The 23,168-nt window shown below is 63.5% G+C and carries 15 protein-coding genes; 1 reads left to right on the plus strand and 14 read right to left on the minus strand.

The window, feature by feature from the left end:
- Window positions 1–284 precede the first annotated feature (284 nt).
- Complete coding sequence (locus AC1DS5_RS20750; protein ID WP_477720146.1) at window positions 285–6,446, minus strand: excinuclease ABC subunit UvrA; 6,162 nt, start codon at window positions 6,444–6,446, stop codon at window positions 285–287.
- 207 nt (window positions 6,447–6,653) lie between these two features.
- Here AC1DS5_RS20750 and AC1DS5_RS20755 point away from each other — a divergent pair, with 207 nt between their 5' ends.
- Window positions 6,654–7,766, plus strand: coding sequence for an ABC transporter substrate-binding protein (locus AC1DS5_RS20755; protein ID WP_477720147.1), 1,113 nt, complete (start codon window positions 6,654–6,656; stop codon window positions 7,764–7,766).
- Between the two features lie 134 nt (window positions 7,767–7,900).
- Here the strand turns inward: AC1DS5_RS20755 and AC1DS5_RS20760 are convergent, their stop codons facing one another.
- The 13 genes from AC1DS5_RS20760 to AC1DS5_RS20820 all read right to left on the minus strand — a co-directional run bounded on the left by AC1DS5_RS20760 (window position 7,901) and on the right by AC1DS5_RS20820 (window position 22,516).
- The gene (locus AC1DS5_RS20760; RefSeq protein ID WP_477720148.1) at window positions 7,901–8,380 is read right to left on the minus strand and encodes a hypothetical protein; all 480 of its coding nucleotides are present in this window, start codon (window positions 8,378–8,380) and stop codon (window positions 7,901–7,903) included.
- A 235-nt stretch (window positions 8,381–8,615) separates the two neighbouring features.
- On the minus strand, window positions 8,616–8,777 hold the full coding sequence (locus tag AC1DS5_RS20765) for a hypothetical protein (protein WP_477720149.1): 162 nt from the start codon (window positions 8,775–8,777) through the stop codon (window positions 8,616–8,618).
- 114 nt (window positions 8,778–8,891) lie between these two features.
- Window positions 8,892–10,550, minus strand: a complete 1,659-nt coding sequence (locus tag AC1DS5_RS20770) for an MFS transporter (RefSeq protein WP_477720150.1) — start codon at window positions 10,548–10,550, stop codon at window positions 8,892–8,894.
- A 182-nt stretch (window positions 10,551–10,732) separates the two neighbouring features.
- A complete protein-coding gene (locus AC1DS5_RS20775) occupies window positions 10,733–11,383 on the minus strand; it encodes a 2-hydroxychromene-2-carboxylate isomerase (protein ID WP_477720151.1) in 651 nt (216 codons plus the stop codon).
- Between the two features lie 106 nt (window positions 11,384–11,489).
- Window positions 11,490–12,245 (minus strand): YbaK/EbsC family protein, encoded by a 756-nt coding sequence (locus AC1DS5_RS20780; protein ID WP_477720152.1) that lies wholly within the window; start codon window positions 12,243–12,245, stop codon window positions 11,490–11,492.
- Window positions 12,245–13,165 (minus strand): hydroxymethylglutaryl-CoA lyase, encoded by a 921-nt coding sequence (locus tag AC1DS5_RS20785; protein WP_477720153.1) that lies wholly within the window; start codon window positions 13,163–13,165, stop codon window positions 12,245–12,247. Before AC1DS5_RS20785 ends, AC1DS5_RS20780 begins: the two co-directional genes overlap by 1 nt.
- Window positions 13,166–13,518: 353 nt before the next feature.
- Window positions 13,519–14,448 carry a 2-hydroxyacid dehydrogenase gene (locus AC1DS5_RS20790; protein WP_477720154.1) on the minus strand — a complete coding sequence of 310 codons (930 nt, stop codon included), beginning with the start codon at window positions 14,446–14,448 and terminating at the stop codon, window positions 13,519–13,521.
- A gap of 17 nt (window positions 14,449–14,465) precedes the next feature.
- The gene (locus AC1DS5_RS20795) at window positions 14,466–16,457 is read right to left on the minus strand and encodes an acetyl/propionyl/methylcrotonyl-CoA carboxylase subunit alpha (protein WP_477720155.1); all 1,992 of its coding nucleotides are present in this window, start codon (window positions 16,455–16,457) and stop codon (window positions 14,466–14,468) included.
- Entirely contained in the window at window positions 16,450–17,121 is a 672-nt protein-coding gene (locus AC1DS5_RS20800; protein WP_477720156.1) for a DUF4126 domain-containing protein, read from the minus strand. Before AC1DS5_RS20800 ends, AC1DS5_RS20795 begins: the two co-directional genes overlap by 8 nt.
- A gap of 139 nt (window positions 17,122–17,260) precedes the next feature.
- Window positions 17,261–18,040 carry an enoyl-CoA hydratase/isomerase family protein gene (locus tag AC1DS5_RS20805; RefSeq protein WP_477720157.1) on the minus strand — a complete coding sequence of 260 codons (780 nt, stop codon included), beginning with the start codon at window positions 18,038–18,040 and terminating at the stop codon, window positions 17,261–17,263.
- A complete protein-coding gene (locus AC1DS5_RS20810; protein ID WP_477720158.1) occupies window positions 18,040–19,140 on the minus strand; it encodes a DUF4410 domain-containing protein in 1,101 nt (366 codons plus the stop codon). Before AC1DS5_RS20810 ends, AC1DS5_RS20805 begins: the two co-directional genes overlap by 1 nt.
- 68 nt (window positions 19,141–19,208) lie before the next feature.
- Window positions 19,209–20,816 carry a carboxyl transferase domain-containing protein gene (locus AC1DS5_RS20815; RefSeq protein ID WP_477720159.1) on the minus strand — a complete coding sequence of 536 codons (1,608 nt, stop codon included), beginning with the start codon at window positions 20,814–20,816 and terminating at the stop codon, window positions 19,209–19,211.
- A gap of 14 nt (window positions 20,817–20,830) precedes the next feature.
- The gene (locus AC1DS5_RS20820) at window positions 20,831–22,516 is read right to left on the minus strand and encodes an AMP-binding protein (protein ID WP_477720160.1); all 1,686 of its coding nucleotides are present in this window, start codon (window positions 22,514–22,516) and stop codon (window positions 20,831–20,833) included.
- Window positions 22,517–23,168: the final 652 nt, after the last annotated feature.

Consider the following 23,168-nt stretch of genomic DNA (forward strand, 5'->3'; position numbering starts at 1 on the left):
ACCATCATGCGTGACGCCGACTTTGAACACATCAGGGCAACACCTGAAGGACTGTCACCTGCGTTGCAGGGCCCGAAAGCGCCGGGAAAAGGCACTTTTCAGATGTCAAACAGGGCTACACACCAATGCCGACGAGCGCAAGCAGCTATCAATTAAATAGCAATCATCCACGCATAGCATCCGCCCCCCACCAGCAGGGGCCGCGGAACTGGCTTTGCCAGGCCGCAGGCGCCGCCCCTGGAAGGGGGAAGGTGCTACACGAAGTGAGCGTCCGACGGGGTGAGCTATCTTTCCAGCACACTTTGCAACGCATTTCCGGTGTGCGTGCCCAGCTTCACAACAGCCTCTGGCGGCGCCGATGCGACGACCTGCCCGCCCGCATCACCGCCGTCGGGACCCAGGTCAATCACCCAGTCGGCTTCGGCCACCACATCCAGGTCGTGCTCGATCACCACCACACTGTGGCCGCCGTTCACCAGGCGGTGCAGCACGTGAATCAGCTTTTCGACGTCGGCCATGTGCAGACCCACCGTGGGCTCGTCCAGCACGTACAGCGTGTGCGGCGCCTTCTGGCCGCGCCGCGTGATGTCGTCGCGCACCTTGCTCAGCTCCGTCACCAGCTTGATGCGCTGCGCCTCGCCGCCCGACAGCGTCGGCGAAGGCTGGCCCAGCGTGAGGTAGCCCAGGCCCACGTCCTTGAGCAACTGCAGCGGGTGCGCGATGCTGGGCATGGAGGCAAAAAACGCCACCGCCTCGTCCACTTCCATTTTCAGCACGTCGCCTATGCTTTTGCCACGCCAGGTCACGGCCTGCGTCTCGGGGTTGAAGCGCGCGCCGTGGCAGGTTTCGCAGAGCACCTTCACGTCGGGCAGAAAGCTCATGCCGATGGTGCGCACACCCGCACCTTCGCAGGTCGGGCAGCGCCCCTCGCCGGTGTTGAAGCTGAAGCGACCGGCCCCATAGCCGCGCGCCCGCGCTTCCAGCGTGTCGGCAAACAGCTTGCGAATCGTGTCCCAGAAACCGATGTAGGTGGCCGGGCAGGAGCGCGGCGTCTTGCCGATCGGCGTCTGGTCGACTTCGAGCACGCGGTCCACCGCCGCATAGCCTTCGATGCGCTCGCAGCCCGCCCAGTCAGGCGTCTTGCCCTTGTCGTCGGCATCGCGCCCGGCCTTGGTGGAGCGCAGCATCACGCCCGCGTGCACATTGGTCAGCAGCACGTCGCGCGCCAGCGTGGACTTGCCGGAGCCCGAGACGCCGGTGACCGCCACCAGCCGGTACAGCGGCACGGTGACCGACACATTCTTGAGGTTGTGCAGGTCGGCATTGACCACGGTGAGCCAGGAGGTGAACTTGCTCGCAGCAACGGGTGCTGCGTTGTGCAGTGCACTGGCGCTTGCTGCGGCCGCTTTCAATGCTGCGGCTTTCAGCGCGGCCTGCTTTTGTTTGCTCAGGGGCTTGGCAGGGGAGCCCTCACCCCCGCCTTTACCCTCCTCCAGCGGGAGAGGGAGCAAGCCCGTTTCGCTCCCTCGCCCCTCTGGGGAGAGGGCTGGGGTGAGGGGCTTCTCCGTTTCGCGGCGCGCATGCAGCGGATGGATCAACGGGTGTGCCAGGTAGCGGCCGGTCAGCGACTCCGGCACGGCCGACAGCTGCGCCGCCGTGCCCTGCGCGACCAGCGTGCCGCCGCGCTTGCCGGCGCCGGGCCCGATGTCGATGATGTTGTCGGCGCGGCGTATCGTGTCCTCGTCGTGCTCCACCACCACCAGCGTGTTGCCGCGGTCGCTGAGCTTGCCCAGCGCGCTGAGCAGAATCTGGTTGTCGCGCGGATGCAGGCCGATGGTGGGCTCGTCGAGCACGTAACAAACGCCCTGCAGATTGGACCCCAGCTGCGCCGCCAGCCGGATGCGCTGGGCTTCGCCGCCCGACAGTGTGGGCGCGCCGCGATCCAGCGTGAGGTAGCCCAGGCCCACGTCCTCGAGAAACTCCAGCCGGCTTTTGATTTCGGGCACCAGGTCGCGGGCAATGCCGGCCTCGCGGCCTGCCAGCGCCAGTTTTTCAACCCAGCGGCGAACATCCGTCACCGACAGGCCGGCGATGTCCGCAATGCCGACACCGGCAAACTTCACCGCGCGCGCCTGTTTGTTCAGGCGCGTGCCTTCGCAGGTGGGACAAGCGGCATCGACCACGTCGTCCACCTCCGGCTCGCCAAAAGTCTGCTCGCGGCCCTTGTTGTCGTCATCGCGCACCGAGTCGTCAAACACCTTGCGCTGCTCCTTGCTGAGCTTGACGCCCGTCCCCACGCAGTCGGGGCACCAGCCGTGCTTGCTGTTGTAGCTGAAGAGCCGCGGATCGAGTTCGGGGTAAGACGTCGAGCAGACCGGGCAGGCGCGCTTGGTGGAGAAGGCCTCCAGCCGGCCCAAGCCCTTGGTGGAGGCGCCCGCCATCATCGCGCCGCGCAGGCCGTCCAGCGGGGCCAGCACATGCACCACGCCCTTGCCATGCTCCAGTGCAGTGGCCAGCGCAGCCCGCAGCGCGGCTTCGTTCTCCGGCGTGACGTGGATGTCCGCCACCGGCAGCTCGACCGTGTGCTCCTTGAAGCGGTCAATGCGCGGAAAGCCGGTGGTCGGCAAAAACTCGCCGTCGATGCGCAAATGCGTATAACCGCGCGGCCGGGCCCAGTCGGCCAACTCGGTGTAGACGCCCTTGCGCGCAATCACCAGCGGCGCCAGCAGGCCGATGTGCTGGCCGCGGTAGGTCTTGAGCAGCTGGGCGGCGATGCTCTCCGGGCTCTGCGGCATCACCGCCGCACCGTCCTTGGTGCAGTGCTGCACCCCGAGCTTCACATACAGCAGGCGCAGGAAATGCCAGACTTCGGTGGTGGTACCCACGGTGGACTTGCGCCCGCCGCGCGACAGGCGCTGCTCGATGGCCACGGTGGGCGGAATGCCGTACACCGCATCGACTTCAGGCCGCCCGGCCGGCTGCACGATGCTGCGCGCATAGGCATTGAGCGACTCGAGGTAGCGCCGCTGCCCTTCGTTGAACAGGATGTCAAAGGCCAGCGTGGACTTGCCCGAGCCGGACACGCCGGTGACCACGTTGAACTTGCCGCGCGGAATGTCGACCGACAGGCTCTTGAGGTTGTTTTCCTTGGCGTTAACGATCTGGATCAGATTGAAAAAAGCCGGCCGGGTGGTCCAGGCCTTGGGCCGGGCCTCTTCCACGCCATGCACCTGGCCCATGGCCAACTCGTACTCGCGCAGCGCCTTGGCGGTGTGCGAGGTCGGGTGCTGGCGCACCTCTTCGGGCGTACCCTGGGCCACCAGCAGGCCGCCCCCCTCGCCGCCCTCGGGTCCCAGGTCGATCAGCCAGTCGGCCGAGCGGATCACATCCAGGTTGTGTTCAATGACGATCAGCGAATGGCCCGCATCCATCAGCTTGCGCAGCGCGCGCATGAGTTTGGCAATGTCGTCAAAGTGCAGTCCGGTGGTCGGCTCGTCAAACAGAAACAGCGTGCCGCGGCCCGGGTGCTTGAGCGCCAGCGCCTGCTTGCTCGCGCTGCTCTTGCTGGCCGTCCTCGAGGCTTCGGCCAGAAAGCCGGCCAGCTTGAGGCGCTGCGCCTCGCCGCCCGACAGCGTGGGCACGGGCTGGCCCAGCTTCACATACTCCAGGCCCACATCCACAATGGGCTGCAGCGCGCGCAGCACTTCGCGGTCCTGCGCGAACAGCTGCACGGCTTCGCTGACCGTCAGCTCCAGCACATCGGACACATTCATCAGCACCGGCTTGAGCTGGCCGATGGCCTTGCGCTCAATCGTCACCTCCAGGATTTCCGGCCGGTAGCGCTTGCCGTCGCAGTCGGGGCAACGCAGGTATACGTCACTCAAAAACTGCATCTCCACATGCTCGAAGCCCGAGCCGCCGCAGGTCGGGCAGCGCCCGTCGCCGTTATTGAAACTGAATTTGGTGGCGGTGTAACTGCGCTGCCTGGCCAGCGGCGACTGGGCGAACAGTTCGCGCACGGCATCCCACGCGCCCACATAGCTCGCGGGGTTGGAGCGCGCCGTCTTGCCGATGGGCGACTGGTCGACAAACACCACGTCGGTCAGGTGGTCGGCACCCATGAGCCGGTCATGCAGGCCCGGTGTTTCCGTGGCCTTGCCGAACTGGCGCAGCAAGGCGGGCGCGAGGATGTCCTGCATCAGCGTGGACTTGCCGGAGCCGCTGACACCGGTGACGCACACCAGGCGCTGCAGCGGAAACTCCACCGTCAGGTTTTTCAGGTTGTGGTCGCGGGCGCCTTCGAGGATAAGGCGCGGCGTGTTGTCGCTCACCGCGCGCTTGAGCCCCAGGCCCACCCGCTTGCGCGAGCCCAGGTAGGCGCCGGTCAGCGTGTCCGCGTGCCGGAGGTCCTCCGGCGTGCCGTCAAACACGATCTGCCCGCCCTTCTCGCCCGGACCGGGTCCCATGTCGATCATGCGGTCGGCCGCCAGCATCACGGCGGGATCATGCTCCACCACCACCAGCGTGTTGCCGGCATCGCGCAGCCGGTGCATGGCCTGGGTGATGCGGTTCATGTCGCGCGGATGCAGGCCGATGGACGGCTCATCGAGCACAAAGAGCGTGTTGACCAGCGAGGTGCCCAGCGCGGTGGTGAGGTTGATGCGCTGCACCTCGCCACCCGACAGCGTGCGGCTTTGCCGGTCCAGCGTGAGGTAGCCAATGCCAACATCGCACAGGTATTTCACGCGGGTCTGGATTTCCTCGAACAGCAGTTTGAGCGCTTGAGCTTCGCCGTGCCCGGCGCCTTCCCCTGCAGGGGAGGGAGTCAGTCCGATGCCCTCAAAAAAGGTTTTTAACCTGTCAATCGGCAGGCGCATCAAATCATGCAGGCACAGGCCCGGCAAGGCTTCGAGCTGCTGGCGGCTCCACTGCACGCCCACCGGCATGAAGCGCTGGCCAGGCGGCAGCACCGCATCGGCAGCCTCTTTGGAGCCAAGCCGCCAGAGCAGGGATTCCAGCTTGAGGCGCGCGCCGCCGCAGGTGTCGCACTGGGTGTAGCTGCGGTACTTGGACAGCAGCACACGGATGTGCATTTTGTAGGCCTTGCTTTCCAGGTAGGCAAAGAAACGCTTGATGCCGAACCAGTGCTGGTTCCATTTGCCGTTCCAGCTCGGCGAGCCGTTGATCACCCAGGCCTGTTGCTCGGGTGTGAGCTTGTACCAGGGCGTGTCACGCGGAATGCCGGCCGTTTCGGCGTGGCGCATCAAATCGTCCTGCGCTTCCTGCCACGCCGGCGTCTGCATGACCTTGATGGCGCCGGCGCGCAGCGTGAGTTTGTCGTTGGGTATCACCAGCCCGTAGTCGACGCCGATGACCCGGCCAAAGCCGCGGCAGGTCTCGCAGGCGCCCATGGCCGAATTGAAGGAAAACAGCGACGGTGTCGGGTCGGTGTAGCGCGTGTCGCTGTCGGGGCAGTGCAGGCCCGTGGAAAAGCGCCACATCTCTTCGGGCGTGGCGGAAGAGGACGATGCGGGGCCCGAGCCCATCACATACACATTGAGCCGGCCGCCGCCGCGCTTCAGCGCCATCTCGATGGCTTCAATCGCCCGGACTTTTTCGGTGGTCTGGATGCGAAAACGGTCAGCCACCACGTCGAGCAGCTTGTGCGGGCCCGCCGGCGTGCTGATCTGCCGCTCGGCATGCACCCGCGTGAAGCCGCTGGCGGACAGCCATTGCGTCACCTCTTCCGCGCTGGTGTTGCCGGGCAATTCGACCGGGAAGGTCATCACGAGACGGACCCCCACGCTTGTCGCTTCGCGTGCCTCCGGCGTTGCGCTGCCCCTTTCATCATGAAGAGGGGCTAATTCTCCTTGGGGCGGCCCTGCGGAGAATTGGACCCCCACGCTTGCCGCTTCGCGCACCGCCGGTGCAGCGCTGCCCCTTTCATCATGAAGAGAGGCTAATTCTCGTTGGGGTGGCGCTGCCGAAAGTTGGGCTTGCTCCAGAACTGCCGTGCGCGCCATCAGCTCCGCGTAAATCGATTCCGGCGAATCATGGCGCACCAGCTGCGCCGTCTGTTTGTCAAACAATTGGGCGGAGCGGGCGTACAACAGCTTAAGGTGGTCATTGAGCTCGGTCATGGTGCCCACGGTGGAGCGTGAACTGCGCACCGGGTTGCTCTGGTCGATTGCAATGGCCGGCGGCACGCCCTCCACCTTGTCGACGGCGGGCTTGTCCATGCGGTCCAGAAACTGCCGGGCGTAGGCCGAGAACGTCTCGACATAGCGGCGCTGGCCTTCGGCGAACAGGGTGTCAAACACCAGCGAGGACTTTCCCGAGCCGCTGGGGCCGGTGACCACCGTCAACTCCCCGGTACGGATATCCAGATCGAGGTTTTTGAGGTTGTGCTGGCGCGCGCCGCGAATGCGGATGGTTCCCTGAGACATTGCTGGGTCTTTCCTGAAGAGGTCAAACATTCTAGACAGAGCTTCCGCGGGTGCGGCGCGTAGGGTTAAAGCATTACGCCTGCCCCGCTTCGGCCTCGCCGCGCTGGTGCGCCTGCCCATGATTTCCTGCTCGTGGTTCCTGTTCGTGATTTCCCCACTTCCTTATTCAGCGGGGATGCGTAAACTGAACGCCACCAGGAGCAAAACATGAAAAAACTGAATTTGTGGTGCGGCGCCATTGTGCTGATGGCCTTGAGCCACGCCAGCCAGGCGCAAATCCTGATCGGACAGACCGCCGGATTTACCGGCGCGGTGGGCGCGGGTGTCAAGGAAACCACAGAAGGCGCCAAGCTTTACATTGACGCCATCAACGCCAAGGGCGGCGTCAACGGCCAGAAGATTGAGCTGGTCTCGCTCGACGACAAGTTCGACCCCAAGCTGGCGGCCGAGAATGCACGCCAGCTGATTGAAGAGCAGAACGTGGTGGCGATGTTCCTGACGCGCGGTACACCCCACACGGAAGGCATCATTCCCATCCTTGAAAAAAATGGCGTGCCGCTGATCGGCCCGTCCACCGGCGCCATGGTGCTGCACCAGCCCGTCAAAAAGCACGTCTTCAATGTGCGCGCCACCTACCAGCGCGAAGCTGAAAAGGCCATCACCCACCTGCATTCCATGGGCATCACGCGGATCGGCATTGTGTACGCGGACGACAGCTTCGGCGCCGACGGCGTGGCCGGCGCGCAAAAAGGCCTGACGACGGCCAAGCTGCAGCCCGTCGTGCTGGAAAAATTCAACCGCGCCAAGCCCGACTTCGCACCGATTGCTCCCAAGGTTTTTCAGTCCAATGCGCAGGCCGTCATGATGGTGGCCTCCGGCCAGGCGGTGGTTGATGGCGTCAAGGCCTTCCGCGCGGCGGGCTCTGCGGCACAGATTGTGACGCTGTCCAACAATGCCTCCAGCGGTTTTGTGAAGAGCCTGGGCGAGAACGCGCGGGGCGTGATCGTCACGCAGGTCTTTCCCTACGAGCGCTCCATTGCCTACCCCATGGTCAGGGAAGCCCAGGAGATGGCCAAGGCCAAGGGGCAGAGCGAAGTCACGCCCGCCATGCTGGAGGGCTTTGCCGCGGCCAAGGTGCTGGTGGAAGGCCTGCGCCGGGCCGGTGCCAAACCCACCCGCGAAAAAATCCAGGCGGCCCTGGAAGGTCTTCGCAAACTGGACATTGGCGGGCTGGAAGTGAACTACAGCACGGAAGACCACACCGGGCTTGATTTCGCCGACCTGTCCATCATCGGGACCGACGGGAAATTCAAGCGCTGAAGGGAAGACCTCCCTCTTTCTCTTTTTCTTCTCTTTTTCTTCTCTTTTCTTTCTCTCTTTTTTTCTCTTTATTTGCGGCCGAGACGGCGCCGTATCACGCGCCAACGCCGGCCGTGCACCCCGCCCTCACAGCCTCAGCCATACAGGGCACGCTCGAGCTCTCTGAATTTCTCGGCGCCCACGGCTTCCTGGATCCTGGGTGCCAGTTCCTTCAGCTTCTCCAGGTCGCCAGCAGCCTCTACTGCCAGGTTGAGCCGGAAGCCCCGCAAGCCCAGGCCTGCAGTGAGCCGCGTGGCCACCGGATAGGCCCTTGAATAGTGCTCCTGCGCGCTCTGCGTCGGTGTTCCGTCCGGATTTTGCGAGGCGGCGGGAGACACCGCGCCCTGTGGTTCCACCACGGCAGACGGTGCGGCCGCAGTGGCCGCCAGCAGCCCCAGTGCCACCAGCTGATTGACATCCTCGAGCGTCACACCCAGACCGGCCGTTGCCTTGAGAACCTCTTCGGTACTGCGCTTGCCATCGAACATGATGAATGCCGAGCGCTGCCGGGGGAGGAGCGTAAGCGAACGGTTCTGCAGGGCAGACTGACCCAACTCGGTCTTTGTGTAAATCATCAGCTTGTCTCCACTGGATGCGCTCCCTGCCCGACACCGCGCGGTGCCGGTTGCTGGAAGCGCTGGTTGTGCCTGGCTGTTTCGCCATTCGTGAGTGGAATTTAACCGATTTGCGGGCCATTGAGCAGTTCAAATGAGCAGGTCAAATCATCATGCAGGCATCCCCACCATATTCCACATGCCCCTCCACATGCCCGTCGCTCCTGGCACCCTGCCCGCGAGTGCGCACCGGGCTTCAGGCGGCAAACCGGGCGCCTTCGCCAGCCGCCATGAAGACCGGCGCGAAAGCTGGCGCAGCGCCATGCTTTTCACCACTGATGTCTATATCGCCGCCCTTGTTCAGCAGGAACAGGGCGAGCAATGCAAACACGATAAATCCGACCACAATTTTCCACATCTTCTTTCTCCAAAAAAAAAGCCCTCGGCAGATGATGACGAGGGCCCTTGAGTTTCAAGGGATCGTTTCGGTCAGCACGGGCGGCCAGGGGCCCTCGCGCTGCCTCGAGACCGGTCAGTCGTTGGCGTAGATGTCAACGTTCTTGGTTTCCCTGATGAACAGGGTGCCAATCACAAAGGTAGCGCCGGCAATGATGATCGGGTACCACAGGCCGTTGTACATGTTGCCGGTCTGGGCCACGATGGCGAAGGCGGTGGTCGGCAGCAAGCCGCCAAACCAGCCATTGCCGATGTGATAAGGCAGGCTCATGGACGTGTAGCGAATACGGGTGGGGAACAGCTCCACCAGCATGGCGGCAATCGGTCCGTACACCATGGTCACCAGCACCACCAGATAGAACAGGATGGCCGTGACCATGACCTTGTCCACCTTGGCGGGGTCTGCCTTGCTGGGGTAGCCGGCAGCCTTCAGGTCATCCGCAACCGCCTTCTTGAATTCAGCATCCTTCTTCTTGGCATCGTCAGCGCTCAGGCCCTTGGCGGCGTAGCTGGAAATGGCGGTCTCGCCAATCTTGATGGTGGCCACCGTACCTGCAGGCGCTTCAACGTTGTCGTAGCTCACCGATGCACCGGCCAGCACCTGCTTGGCAATGTCGCAGGAGCTGGTGAACTTGGCCGTGCCGGTCGGGTTGAACTGGAATGAGCACTCTTTTGGATCAGCCGTCACCACCACCTTGTTCTTGGCTTGCGCTGCAGCCAGGTCGGGGTTGGCGGCTTTCGTCAGCGCACCGAACACCGGGAAGTAGGTCACCACGGCGAGCAGGCAGCCTGCCATGATGATGGGCTTGCGGCCAATCTTGTCGGACAGGGCGCCGAACACGACGAAAAATGGCGTGCCCAGGATCAGCGAATAAGCCACCAGAATGTTGGCGGTAGGACCGTCAACCTTGAGCGCCTGGGTCAGGAAGAACAGCGCGTAGAACTGGCCGGAATACCACACCACAGCCTGGCCGGCGGTCAGACCGATCAGCGCCAGGATCACGATCTTCAGGTTTTTCCACTGGCCGAAAGATTCGGACAGCGGCGCCTTGGAGGTCTTGCCCTCTGCCTTCATTTTCTGGAAAGCAGGCGACTCGTTCATGGACAGGCGGATGTACACAGACACGGCCAGCAACAGGATCGAGACGATGAAGGGAACACGCCAGCCCCAGTCGGCAAAGGCAGCCTCGCCAATGGCGGTGCGCGTGCCCAGGATCACCATCAGCGACAGGAAGAGACCCAGCGTTGCCGTGGTCTGAATCCACGAGGTGTAAGCACCGCGCTTGTGTGCCGGCGCATGCTCGGCCACATACACCGCTGCGCCACCGTACTCGCCACCGAGTGCCAGGCCCTGCAACATGCGCAGTGCGATCAGGATCACCGGAGCGGCAACGCCGATGGAGGCATAGCTGGGCAGCAAGCCCACGATGAAGGTCGACAAGCCCATGATCACGATGGTGATCAGGAAGGTGTACTTGCGGCCAATCATGTCACCCAGGCGTCCGAACACCAGCGCGCCGAAAGGACGCACGATGAAACCGGCGGCAAAAGCCAGCAGTGCGAAAATAAACGCCGAACCGGCGTCCAGTCCGCTGAAGAACTGCTTGGCAATAATGGCTGCGAGTGAACCGTAGAGGTAAAAGTCATACCACTCGAATACGGTGCCCAGCGATGAGGCGAAGATCACTTTCTTCTGCTCAGCTGTCATGGGTCGGTTGTCGACTGCTGTTGACATGATGGTTGTCTCCAAAATAGTAGTGCTTCCGAAGTGGAAGCTGTGCTCATTATTTTGGGTGTCCCTGACCTAGCTCTGACGTGAAACTAACAGGAGCTTGCACCAAACTTATACGGGGCTGACAAGTCAAGGGGAAACCCTTGAAGGAATTTTCAGCATGCGAATAGCCCTAGGGAAAACGCTTAGCGGCGGCGCGTCACCCCTGAAGGCAGCTGGCTGACGGCGGTCCAGTCGGGCCCGGCAAACCACGGCTCATCCAGCAGGCAGTCCCGCAGCATCGGCAGCGAGTCCAGGCCCCAGAACAGTTTGTCATCGACCCTGAAAGCAGGCACGCCGAAAACGCCTTGCGCAATCGCGTCGTCGGTATTGGTTTTCAGTTGCGCCTTGACCTCTTCGCCCTGCATGTCGCGCCGCGGGGCCAGTTGCTGCACGAGGGATGCAAGGCGCTGCGCATCAGCGGCGTCAGCGCCACCACGCCAGATGTGGCGAAAAACGGTTTCACACACATAGCGATTGGGCGCGCCCGGCTCTGCTTCGGGCGCGCAGGCCAGGGCGAGCCGCAACAGGGGCAAGGGGTTGAACGGATGGTTGGCCGGCATCTGCATGGGAATGCCCCGGTTGTGGGCCATCCACAGCACATGCCGGTACGTCCACTCGCGCTTCGGGGCGATCTCCGCCGGGCCCAGTTGGCCATGCTGCTTGAGCATGCCGGCAAAAAGCACGGGTGTGTAGCTGACGCTGTAGCTCACGCCCTTCAAGGCTTCGGGCAGGTGTTCAAACGCCAGGTATGCATAGGGCGAGAGAAAGTCCAGATAAAACGTGATGTGCTTCATGGTCGTCCCTCTTGTGTCTCTTGCGTTTGCGTTTGCGTTTGCGTTGCGCCGGGCAATGCTGCGCTTCGGTTGCTGCGGTGAAATGACGGCGACAAGCGTTCTTCGTTCAGCGCTGCAGCCCCGTGATGCGCTGCCCTATGGTCTGCCAGAGGGCGCGCTGGGCCTCGGGGCCGGAGCGGCCCCAGGCCGAAATCTCGCCGAGCGTGCGAAAACAGCCTTCGCACCAACCGGTGTCCGCATTGATGCGGCAAACAGAGATGCAGGGTGAAGGAACCACATCGCCGGCTGCGCTGACCGTGCGCGCACGCTCGGTCACCAAATCAATGGCGTTCTGGCGGGCCATCGTTTCTTCGTCCAGGTCGACCGCGACATCGACCACCGGCGCGCCCGTCAGCAGCTCGAGCTCTTGCGGCATGAGTTTGAACACCGCATGCGGATGCCCGGCGGCGGCCCACACCTCCTCAAAGCGCAGCAGGCTCAAGTCCACCAGGGTGATCACGTCTGCGGCATGCGCCAACGGCGACACGCCGCCGATGGAGAATCCGGTTTTGGCTTTCACAAACTCGGCGTCGGCCCGGCCGATGCGCCTGCCGTCACTGCACACCAGGGCTTCGACTTTTCTTTCGTCGACCCGCCTGTCGCCGGAGGTGACCACCAGCACCGCAGCGTCATCCGACTTGCGGCGAAAAATGATGCTCTTGGCAATCTGCCCCAGCTTCACGCCCAGTGCATCGGCGGCCTGTTGCGCCGTGCGTGCAGCGTCGTCGAGCATGACCGGCAAATGCGGGTGGCCGCTCTCCTGCAGCACAGCAGCCACTCTCTGCACCCCTTCCGGCAAGGCCTTCAGTTCAGCGCCACACATCAACCCATCCTCTTGTTAAGCAAGGCCGTCGCCGCGCGGGAATTGGGCTTGCGCTCCAGGAAATCGCTGATGAATTTCCCGGCGTCGATCAGCTTGTCCATGTCAATGCCCGTCTCGATGCCCATGCCGTGCAGCAGATACACGACGTCTTCGGTTGCCACGTTGCCGGTGGCGCCTTTGGCAAACGGACAGCCGCCGAGGCCGGCCGACGAGGTATCGAATTGCCAGATGCCCATCTGCAGGGACGCCAGCGTGTTGCTCAGCGCCTGCCCGTAGGTATCGTGGAAGTGGCCCGACACGTCGTCGAGGGCATAGTGCTTGAGCGCGGCCTCCAGGGCACGCTGCACCTTCAGGGGTGTGCCCACGCCAATGGTGTCGGCCACGCCGATGTGCTGCACGCCAATGTCCTTCATGAGGCGCGCCACCAGCTCGACCCGTTGCGGTGCGATCTCGCCCTCGTAGGGGCATCCGACGGTGCAGGAGATGGCGCCGCGAACATAAATGTTGTTGGCTTTGGCCGCTTCCACCACCGGGCGAAAACGTTCGATGCTCTCGGCGATGGAGCAATTGATGTTGCGCTGGCTGAAGGCTTCGCTGGCCGCGGCAAATACCACGATCTCGTCGGGCCACAACTCACGTGCCGGCGCGAGCGCCGCCTCAAACCCCTGCATGTTTGGCGTCAGCACGGAGTAGCGCACGCCGGGCTTGCGCCGTATGCCGGCCATCACCTCCGCGTTGTCGGCCATCTGCGGCACCCATTTGGGCGACACAAAACTGGTGACTTCGATTTCATTGAGGCCGGCGTCCTGCAGGCGGTGCACCAGCTCGATCTTCACGGCAGCAGGCACCGGTGCCTTTTCGTTCTGCAGGCCGTCCCGCGGGCCGACATCGACGATTTTGACTTTGGATGGAAGTTTCATGGGGCTCCTTCAGGAGATAGGGTGGTCGCGAGCCGGGGACCGGCTCTCAAGCAAGCAGGGGCCGCGGAACCGGCTTAGCCGGGCCGCAGGCGCAGCGGCCCCCTCGGGGCTGACGACCGCGGCTCCCAACCTGCCTGCGCAGGTTTGGACGGGAGGAAGGGCCAACGCCTCAGGCGTGGGCACGTCCAGGGAGTTACGCGAAGCGAACGACCGTGGGGCGCAACTGTGGTCGCAAGCCGGAGACCGGTTCTCAAGCAAGCAGGGGCCGCGGAACCGGCTTAGCCGGGCCGCAGGCGCAGCGGCCCCCTCGGGGGGCAGGGAGTTACGCGAAGCGAACGACCGTGGGGGCAACATCAGTATCCTTTTTTTGGGTCAACCACACCGGCAAGGCTGGCAATCGGCGTGCCACTGTGCAGCGCGCGTATCTTCCCCGCAATCTGCGCAATGCTCTCTTCGCGCAGCGTTCGGGCCGAGGTGTGCGGCGTGACGGTGATTTTCGGGTGCGCCCAGAATGGATGCGATGCGGGCAGCGGCTCCGTGCGGAACACATCCAGCATGGCGCCCGCGATGTGGCCGCTGTCAATCAGGGCGATCAGGTCTTCGTCGACCAGATGGCCACCCCGTGCCACGTTGATCACATAGGCGCCGGGCTGCAGCCTGGCCAGCGTGTCGCGCCGCATGATGCCTTCGGTGTCCGGCGTCAGTGGCAGCAGGCACACCAAAATACGGGTGGCCGCCAGGAATTCCGGAAACCCCGCCTCGCCGGCAAAGCATTGCATGCCGACCACGGTTTTTGCCGAGCGGCTCCAGCCCATCACCGGAAAGTCAAACTGCACCAGGGCCTGGCCCACGCGCTCGCCCAGCACCCCCAACCCCATCACGCCGACCGGAAAGTCCTTGCGCAGCCGGGTTTTTCGGTACGACCATTTGCCCTGCACCGCATCGGCCTCATAGCCGTCGAACTCACGGAAATGACGGATCACGGCATGGCAGACATATTCGGCCATCTGCACCGACATGCCGGCATCGTCCAGCCGGACGACCGGTGTGCCGGCGGGCAGGCGCAGCTTCATCAGCGCATCCACGCCGGCGCCAATATTGAAGATGCCTTTGAGCCGGGTCTGCTCATCCATAAATTGTTGCGGCGGCGCCCAGACGACTGCGTAGTCCGCCGGCGCCGCGCCCGCGGACCACAGCTCCACCTCCGCATCGGGCAGGGCGGCGCGCAGGCCTTCAAGCCAGGGCTGGGTTTTGGTGTCGGTACAGCAAAAACTGATGCGCATGGTGCTTCCAGGAAAGATCAACTCCCGATCTTAAGCAGTTCCGCGCCTTCAGCCACCTGGTCACCGGGCGCATAGAGCACCTCCTGCACCACGCCGTCGGCCGGCGCCGCAATCGTATGCTCCATTTTCATGGCTTCCATCACCGCGAGCGCCTGGCCTTTGCTGACCTTGTCGCCCGTTTTGACGGCGAAGGACACGACCTTGCCCGGCATGGGCGCGGTCAGGCGTCCGCCTTCCGTGTGACTCTCGCCCGCATGGGCCAGCAGATCGATGGCCGTGATCTGGGTTGCGCCCCTTGCGGTAAAGACGTAATCCACCTCGCCCTGGGTATAGACCGCCGCCGTCAGGCGCTGGCCCGCAAACTGGATGTCGATGCCTTGAGCGCTTTCGGCAAACACCAGCGGCCCTGACACGTCGCCCACCTTTAATTGCAAGGCGCCGTCATGCAGATAGGTCAATGCCGCTTTGGAGTGCTCGCCGTGGAAGTCGAACTCGAAAGGCCGCTGTGTCACGCCATGGGTTTGCCAGCCGTCACGGCGGCTGAAGGGGTCATTGTCTTCACTGGCTTTTTCATGCAGCAGCGTCTGGGCAATCGCACAGGCTGCGGCCATCGCCAGCCCGACGGGTTCCTGCTTGAAGAGCACGGCCTCTTCGCGCGGGATCAAGGCCGTGTCCAGGTTGGCTTGGGCAAACGAGGGGCTGCGCAGCACGTAGCGCAAAAACTGCATATTGGTGTTCAGGCCCACGATATGGGTTTGCGCCAGCGCCTCGTCGAGCCGGGCCAGCGCTTCTTCACGCGTCTGGCCATGCACGATCAACTTGGCCACCATCGAGTCATAAAACGGTGAAATCGCATCGCCTTCGCGCACCCCGTCGTCCACGCGAACCGGGCCACGCTCGAAGCTGGTGCATGCCGGCTTCTGGTACACATGCAACGTGCCGGTGGCGGGCAAAAAGTTGTTGTCCGGGTTTTCGGCGCAGATGCGCGCCTCGATGGCGTGGCCGTTGATGCGCAGCTGCTCTTGCGCCAGCGGCAGCTTCTCGCCCGAGGCCACGCGCAACTGCCACTCCACCAGGTCCAACCCGGTAATGGCTTCGGTCACCGGGTGCTCAACCTGCAGCCTTGTGTTCATCTCCATAAAGAAAAAATTCATGCTGCCATCGGCGCGCTGCTCGACGATGAACTCCACCGTGCCCGCCCCGACGTAATTGACGGCCCGTGCGGCGGCCACGGCGGCCAGCCCCATCTGCTGGCGCATCTCGGGCGTCATGCCGGGCGCGGGGGCCTCTTCCAGCACCTTCTGGTGGCGGCGCTGCACCGAGCAGTCGCGTTCGAACAGGTAGACGTAGTTGCCGTGCGTGTCGCCGAACACCTGAATCTCAATATGCCGGGGCCGCTGCGCGTATTTTTCCACCAGCACGGCATCATCGCCAAAGCTGTTGATGGCCTCGCGTTTGCAGGAGGCCAGCGCCGCGTCAAAGTCTTCGGCCTTGTCCACCGCACGCATGCCCTTGCCGCCGCCACCCGCGCTGGCCTTGATCAGCACCGGGTAGCCGATGCGGTCGGCCTCGTGCTTGAGCATCACCGGGTCCTGGTCGCTGCCATGGTAGCCAGGCACCAGCGGCACGCCAGCCTTTTCCATGAGCTGCTTGGACTCGGCTTTGAGGCCCATGGCCTTGATGGCCGACGCCGGCGGGCCGATGAAGACCAGGCCCGCGCTGGCACAGGCCTGGGCAAACTCCTCGTTCTCGCTCAGAAAGCCATAGCCCGGATGAATCGCCTGCGCCCCCGTGGCTTTGGCCGCTTCAATAATTCGCTCCCAGCGCAGGTAGCTGTCTTTGGGTGCGCTGCCGCCAATGTGAATGGCTTCGTCACAAACGCCGACATGCTTGGCGTTCGCATCGGCATCCGAATACACCGCAACGGTTTTGATGGCCATGCGCCTGGCGGTGGCCGCCACCCGGCACGCTATCTCGCCCCGGTTTGCAATCAGTATTTTTTTAAACATGTGGGTCGTTCTTTGAAAAGGGTGACTTCAAGGTAAAAGCAGGCGACAGGCCCGGATCCGGCTTGCCGCTGAAAATGCGGGCGACGCGGGTAAACAGCTGCATTAAAAAACGCCAGCAAATGCGAATCAACCAGACACTGGCCACCAGCACCAGCGCGAGCATCAACGCAAACACCAGCGGGTGGGCAATGGCCAACCACAAACCCAACGGCACAAGACCGTCTTCGAGCAGCGACGCGCCGACGTTGGTGAAAGGCTCGGGGGAGGTATTGATGGCAGCGCGCGTAGTGGCCTTGGCTGCATGGCTGGTGGCCGCCAGCGTGCCGCCCAGCAGGGCCGCGATCAGCGCCATCATGCCGCTGTCGGCGCCAAAGACACCGGCGGCAAGCGCCGCACCGGCAGGAATCCGGATCACGGTATGCACCACGTCCCACAGCGAATCAACGCCGGGAATCTTGTCGGCGAAAAATTCCATGAACACCATGAAGCCGCTGACACCCAGCACCACCGGATGGGCCAGCATCTGCAACCCTGGCGGCAGCGTGACCCAGCCCATGAAACCAGCCAGGCCCGTGAGGAAAACCACCAGGTACAGGCGCACGCCACTGGCCCAGCCCAGGACACCGGCCAAGGCAATCAGTTGTGCGGTGTCCATCGGCTGCATCAGCAGAACACCCGAAGATCAGGCGAGGCACAACTCGAAACCCAGCGAACACCGCGGGACCGGCTTTGCCGGACCGCTGGTGTTGCCCCCTTGAGGGGGGAGGCGGCTACACGAGGTGAGCAAGCAAAGGGGGGGAGCATCAGATGATCCAGGACGGTTTACGCTTTTGCAGGAAAGACTGCACGCCTTCCTTGCCCTGTTCGCTGGAACGAATATCGGCAATGCCCTGCACGGTCTGCGCGATCAGGGCGAGCGTGATGTCCTGCTGCGCCACATCCTGCACCAGCCGCTTGCAGGCTTTGACCGCCTGCGGGCTGGCATTGACCAGCGCCTGCGTGATCTCGGCCACCCTGGCATCCAGCGCCTCCGCCTTGACCACTTCATGGATAAAACCGACCCGATGCGCCTCTTGGGCATCAAACCGCTCGGCCGTCAAAAAATAGCGGTGGGCCGCGCGCGCGCCCATGGCGCGAATCACATAAGGGCTGATGGTGGCCGGTATCAGGCCCAGCTTGACCTCGCTGAGGCAGTAGTTCGCCGTGTCCACCGAGACCGCGATGTCGCAGGCCGCCACCAGCCCCATACCGCCCGCATAGACATCGCCCTGGATGCGGGCAATGGTGGGCTTGGGGCACTCGTACATGACGCGCAGCATCTCGGCCAGCGCGCCCGCATCGGCCAGGTTTTCCTCGCGCGTGTAGTCCGCCATGCGCCGCATCCAGTTGAGGTCGGCGCCGGCGCAAAAGGCCGGGCCGCTGGCGGCCAGCACGATGCAGCGCACATCGTCGCGTTGGCCCAGCTCGCGGAAGGCCTGCGCAAGTTCGGCAATCACCTCGTCATTGAAGGCGTTGCGAACCTGCGGCCGGTCGAGCGTGATCGTGGCAATGGCCTCGGCTTGCTGTGTGCGCAACGCCTGCATTACTTCACTCCCAACGGGGATGCCGGCGCGGCCGGCGTGTAGCTGACGGGCTGCACGGTCGCCATGGCCGGCGCTGACGCGGCCGCAGCCGACGGCTCCTTGACCCAGACCACCGAGTTGTTGATCGCATAGAGCTTGCAAGTCGCGGCGCCCTGCGCGCGCTGGCCACAGACGTGCAACGCGCGCTCGGCGGGATCCGTGGGATGGGTGGGATCGGCCGGCTTGAGACTCCAGGCCCCGAACCAGTGACCAGCAGACGAGATGGCGAACGCCTTGGGCGTGGGTCGGGCGACCCATTCCCGGTAGTTGTCGCGCCCCTTGTCACTGAGATACGGAATGGCATCCACATCATTGATGGCCGCAAAACCGGAGGCCAGCATCGCAGGTTGCGCAGCTGCCGCCGGGACGGGCACCGTGCGCGGAGTCGGCGCGGCGGGAGATGGCGACAAGGTAACCGCGGGCGCAGCGGTAGCCGCCGGCTCCAGCCGGGTGGACGTGTTGCCCGCAGGCGCGATTGACACGGCGGTGGGCCCGGACGTTGGCTTCACCGACACGGCCCGCCCCTTGGCAACGTTGGCCGCGTCTGACTTGCCGCCGAGTTCGGCGACTGCCAGCTCCGAGAACTTGTCGTACATCCAGTTCATGCGGGTGCCGTCCTGCCCTCCGCCCCAGCCGCCCAAACCATAGGAGGCGTTGACCTTGTAGCCATGAACCTGCCGTCCGCCACTGTCGTAGACGCGAACATAGCCGTCAATCGAATCGGTGCCGGCCATGATGCCAAGCAGGACGGCTGCGACGGCCGAACGCACGCGGAAACTCTCGATCGTGACCTCAACCCGGTAGCGGCCGTCCGCTTGCAGCAGCTCCTGAGCTTCCAGCCGACGGCGCACATAATCGCTCAGTTCACGCACGCTGAACTGCGGATTCTCGCCCTGCATGCGACGTGCCGCATCGGTCAGCACAACCTCCACGTTGTGGTAAGTGCCTCCCTCGATCTTTTTGGCCCCACTCAAAGACTCACGCTGAATGGTTCCCGCGCATCCCGCAAGAAACAGCACCAGAAGCACGGCCAGGCTTTTCACGATCCATCGATACATCATTTCTCCTCCAGTCCGCCCACAGCGGGCGTAGCCGGATGCTACACAGTTCATGACATTTTTTGCTACAACTACATCCTGAACAAACCAAACTTCGTCTCCGGAATCGGCGCATTGCGCGCAGCGCTCAAGCCCAGCGCCAGCACACGGCGCGTATCGGCCGGGTCGATGACGCCGTCGTCCCACAGCCGCGCCGTCGCGTAGTAGGGGTGGCCCTGGTGTTCGTACTGCTGGCGTATCGGCGCCTTGAAGGCCTCTTCTTCCTCGGGCGACCAGGCGCCGCCCTTGGCTTCAATGCCGTCGCGCTTGACCGTTGCCAGCACGCCGGCGGCCTGGTCGCCGCCCATCACGCTGATGCGCGCGTTCGGCCACATCCAGAGGAAGCGCGGCGAATAAGCGCGGCCGCACATGCCGTAGTTGCCGGCGCCAAAGCTGCCGCCGATGATGATGGTGAACTTGGGCACCGCCGCCGTGGCCACGGCCGTCACCATCTTGGCGCCGTTGCGGGCGATGCCTTCGTTCTCGTACTTGCGGCCCACCATGAAGCCGGTGATGTTCTGCAAGAACACCAACGGAATCTTGCGCTGGCAGCAGAGTTCGATGAAATGCGCGGCCTTGAGCGCCGACTCGCTGAACAAAATGCCATTGTTGGCAATGATGCCGACCGGCATGCCCTCGATATGCGCGAAGCCGCAGACCAGCGTGGCGCCGTAACGCGCCTTGAACTCATCGAACTCGCTGCCATCGACGATGCGGGCGATGATCTCGCGCACGTCGAAGGGTTTGCGCGTGTCCACGGGAATCACGCCATACAGCTCTTTTGCCATGAATTTAGGCGCTATTGACGCCTGTACCGTCTGGGCTGAGGCCTTGTTTTTATTCAAATTCTTGACGGAGGCACGGGCCAGCGCCAGCGCGTGCATGTCGTTCTGCGCCAGATGGTCGGCCACGCCCGACAGGCGGGTATGCACATCGCCACCGCCCAGGTCCTCTGCGCTGACGACCTCGCCCGTGGCGGCCTTGACCAGCGGCGGGCCGCCCAGAAAAATCGTGCCCTGATTCTTGACGATGATGCTTTCGTCGCTCATGGCAGGCACATACGCACCGCCCGCCGTGCAGGAGCCCATCACCACGGCAATCTGTGCGATGCCCTGCGCGCTCATGTTGGCCTGGTTGTAAAAGATGCGGCCGAAGTGATCACGGTCAGGAAACACCTCGTCCTGGTTCGGCAAATTGGCACCGCCCGAGTCCACCAGGTAAACACAGGGCAAGCAGTTCTGCTGCGCGATTTCCTGGGCCCGCAAATGTTTTTTGACCGTGAGCGGGTAGTAGGTTCCGCCTTTGACGGTGGCGTCGTTGCACACAATCATGCAGTCCACGCCACTGACGCGGCCTATGCCCGCAATGAGGCCGGCACAGGGCGCATCGCCGTGGTACATGCCGTGCGCGGCCAGCGGCGCCAATTCAAGGAATGGCGTGCCGGGGTCCAGCAGCATTTGCACGCGCTCGCGCGGCAGCAGCTTGCCGCGGGCCGTGTGCTTGGCGCGCGCGGCATCGCCGCCGCCGGCCGCCGCCTTGGCAATCTGCACATGGAGGTCGTCCACCAGCGCGCGCATGGCGTCGGCATTGGCCTGAAAATCGGCCGAGCGGGGGTTCAATTTGGTGTCGAGGATGGTCATTCAGACTGTCTCTTTCAAGCGGTTTTGTCTTCTTCCAGCCCCAGCTGGTGCTTCATTTCATCGCGAATCCTGAACTTCTGGATTTTGCCGGTCACCGTCATGGGAAAGCCCGACACAAAACGAATGTAGCGCGGTACCTTGTAGTGCGCAATCTGGCCCTTGCAAAAGGCGCGAATCTCTTCCTCGTTCACAGACTGGCCGGGCTTGACGATGATCCAGGCGCACAACTCCTCGCCGTATTTCGGGTCGGGCACGCCCACCACCTGCACGTCCTGCACTTTGGGGTGGCGGTAGAGGAATTCCTCGATCTCGCGTGGGTAGATGTTCTCGCCGCCGCGTATCACCATGTCCTTGATGCGGCCGACGATGTTGACGTAGCCTTCGGCATCCATGGTGGCCAGGTCGCCGGTGTGCATCCAGCCTTCGGTATCGATGGCCTCGGCCGTCCTGGCCTCGTCGCCCCAGTAGCCATGCATGACCGAATAGCCGCGCGTGCACAGCTCGCCCGAGACGCCCGGCGCAACGATCTCGCCGCTTTCGGGGTCGACGATCTTGACTTCCAGGTGCGGCTGCACCAGGCCCACGGTGGCCACGCGCTTTTCCAGCGGCGTATCGGTCGAGCTTTGGCAGCTGACCGGGCTGGTTTCGGTCATGCCGTAGGCGATCGTGATTTCAGACAGGTGCATCTCGCCGACCACGCGCTTCATGACCTCGATCGGGCAGGGCGAGCCGGCCATGATGCCGGTGCGCAGCGTGGACAGGTCGAACTCCTTGAAGCGCGGATGGTCGAGCTCGGCGATGAACATGGTGGGCACGCCATGCAGGCCCGTGCATTTCTCGTCCTGCACGGTTTGCAGCACCGTCAGCGGATCGAAGCCGTCGTTCGGGTAGACGATGGTCGCGCCATGCGTGAGGCAGGCCAGGTTGCCCAGCACCATGCCGAAGCAGTGGTACAGCGGCACCGGAATGCACAGGCGGTCGGCCGGGGTGAGCTTCATGCATTCGCCGATGAAGAAGCCGTTGTTCAGGATGTTGCGGTGCGTCAGCGTCGCGCCCTTCGGGAAGCCGGTGGTGCCGCTGGTGAACTGAATGTTGATCGGGTCGGTGCTCTTGAGCGTCTTGGCGGTGGCTGCGATGCGCGGGTCTTGCGGGTCGCCCTGGGCCAGCAGCGCGGAAAAGCGCAGCATGCCGGGCTCTTCATCGCCCCGGCCCGGCTCATCAATCCAGACAGTCGTCTGCAGCTGCGGCAGGCGGGCAGAGCCCAGTTCGCGCAACATGCCGAGGTAGTCGCTGGTCTTGAAGCGCGCCATGGTCACCAGCGCCTTGCAGCCCACCTTGTTGAGCGCGTACTCGAGTTCGGCCGTGCGGTAAGCCGGGTTGATGTTGACCAGGATCAGCCCGACCTTGGCCGTGGCCAGCTGCATCAGCAGCCATTCGGCATTGTTGTGCGACCAGATGCCCACGCGGTCGCCGGGCAGCAGGCCCAGCCCGAGCAGTGCGCTGGCCAGCCGATTCGCCTCGGTTTGCAATTCGCGGTAGGTATAGCGCAGCTTCTGGTGCGCGCTGACCAGCGCCTCATGCCCGGGCTGGCGCTCCACCATGGCATCAAAAAAGTCGCCCAGGGTCTGCGCTATCAGCGACACCTCGGTGGCGCCGCAGGCCAGGCTCAGGCCGGTAGAGGCCGAGGGGGGTTGCGTCATGTCTGTCTCCATGCAGGCCGGTGGTTTGAGATACCGGGATTAGGGCTCGTTCCGGAATAAGTTGTGCATTTGGCCGCCGGATTCGGGATGCGATGCTAGGCGTGAAGCGCGCCGTGTGGCCCAGCCACACAAGCGATTCACAACAACGCAGCGCGCCCGAAGCTGGCAGGCCAAATGTGCAAGTTATTTCCGAACGAGCCCTTAGGCCTTCGAGCATAGACGGAGGGCCGGATTCATACCGGCCATGGAGGTTGCAAATCGTGCCACGCCAGGGCAATAGATGTGCCATCTGTTTCTCGCTTCAGCGGCGCTTCACTTCGCGCCGGCGCAGAAATACCGTCACCAGGGAAATCTATCGTCTACCGCTGCTTGACTTCGCGGGAAGTCCCTATAGAAAGGTTAGGGGGAATGGCACTTACTTTGGCAGGTTGGCCTTCGGCGACGTGCGTAAGTGCTTGAAAGCAAAGGGAGATGGCTGACCAAAGGGTCGATAGGATGGTTGTTTACGAAGCACCCAAACCATCTTCCCAAAGGCCAGCCACCATGGATCGTAATGCCCAAAGCGTCTTGCATCAACGTTGCAGCAGCATTGGACGCCGGGCGAGATCGACCCAGGCGGTGGAATTCTTCAACGTTCTGACGAGTCCGGAGT

It is taken from the genome of Polaromonas sp. P4_H1 (assembly GCF_056400945.1).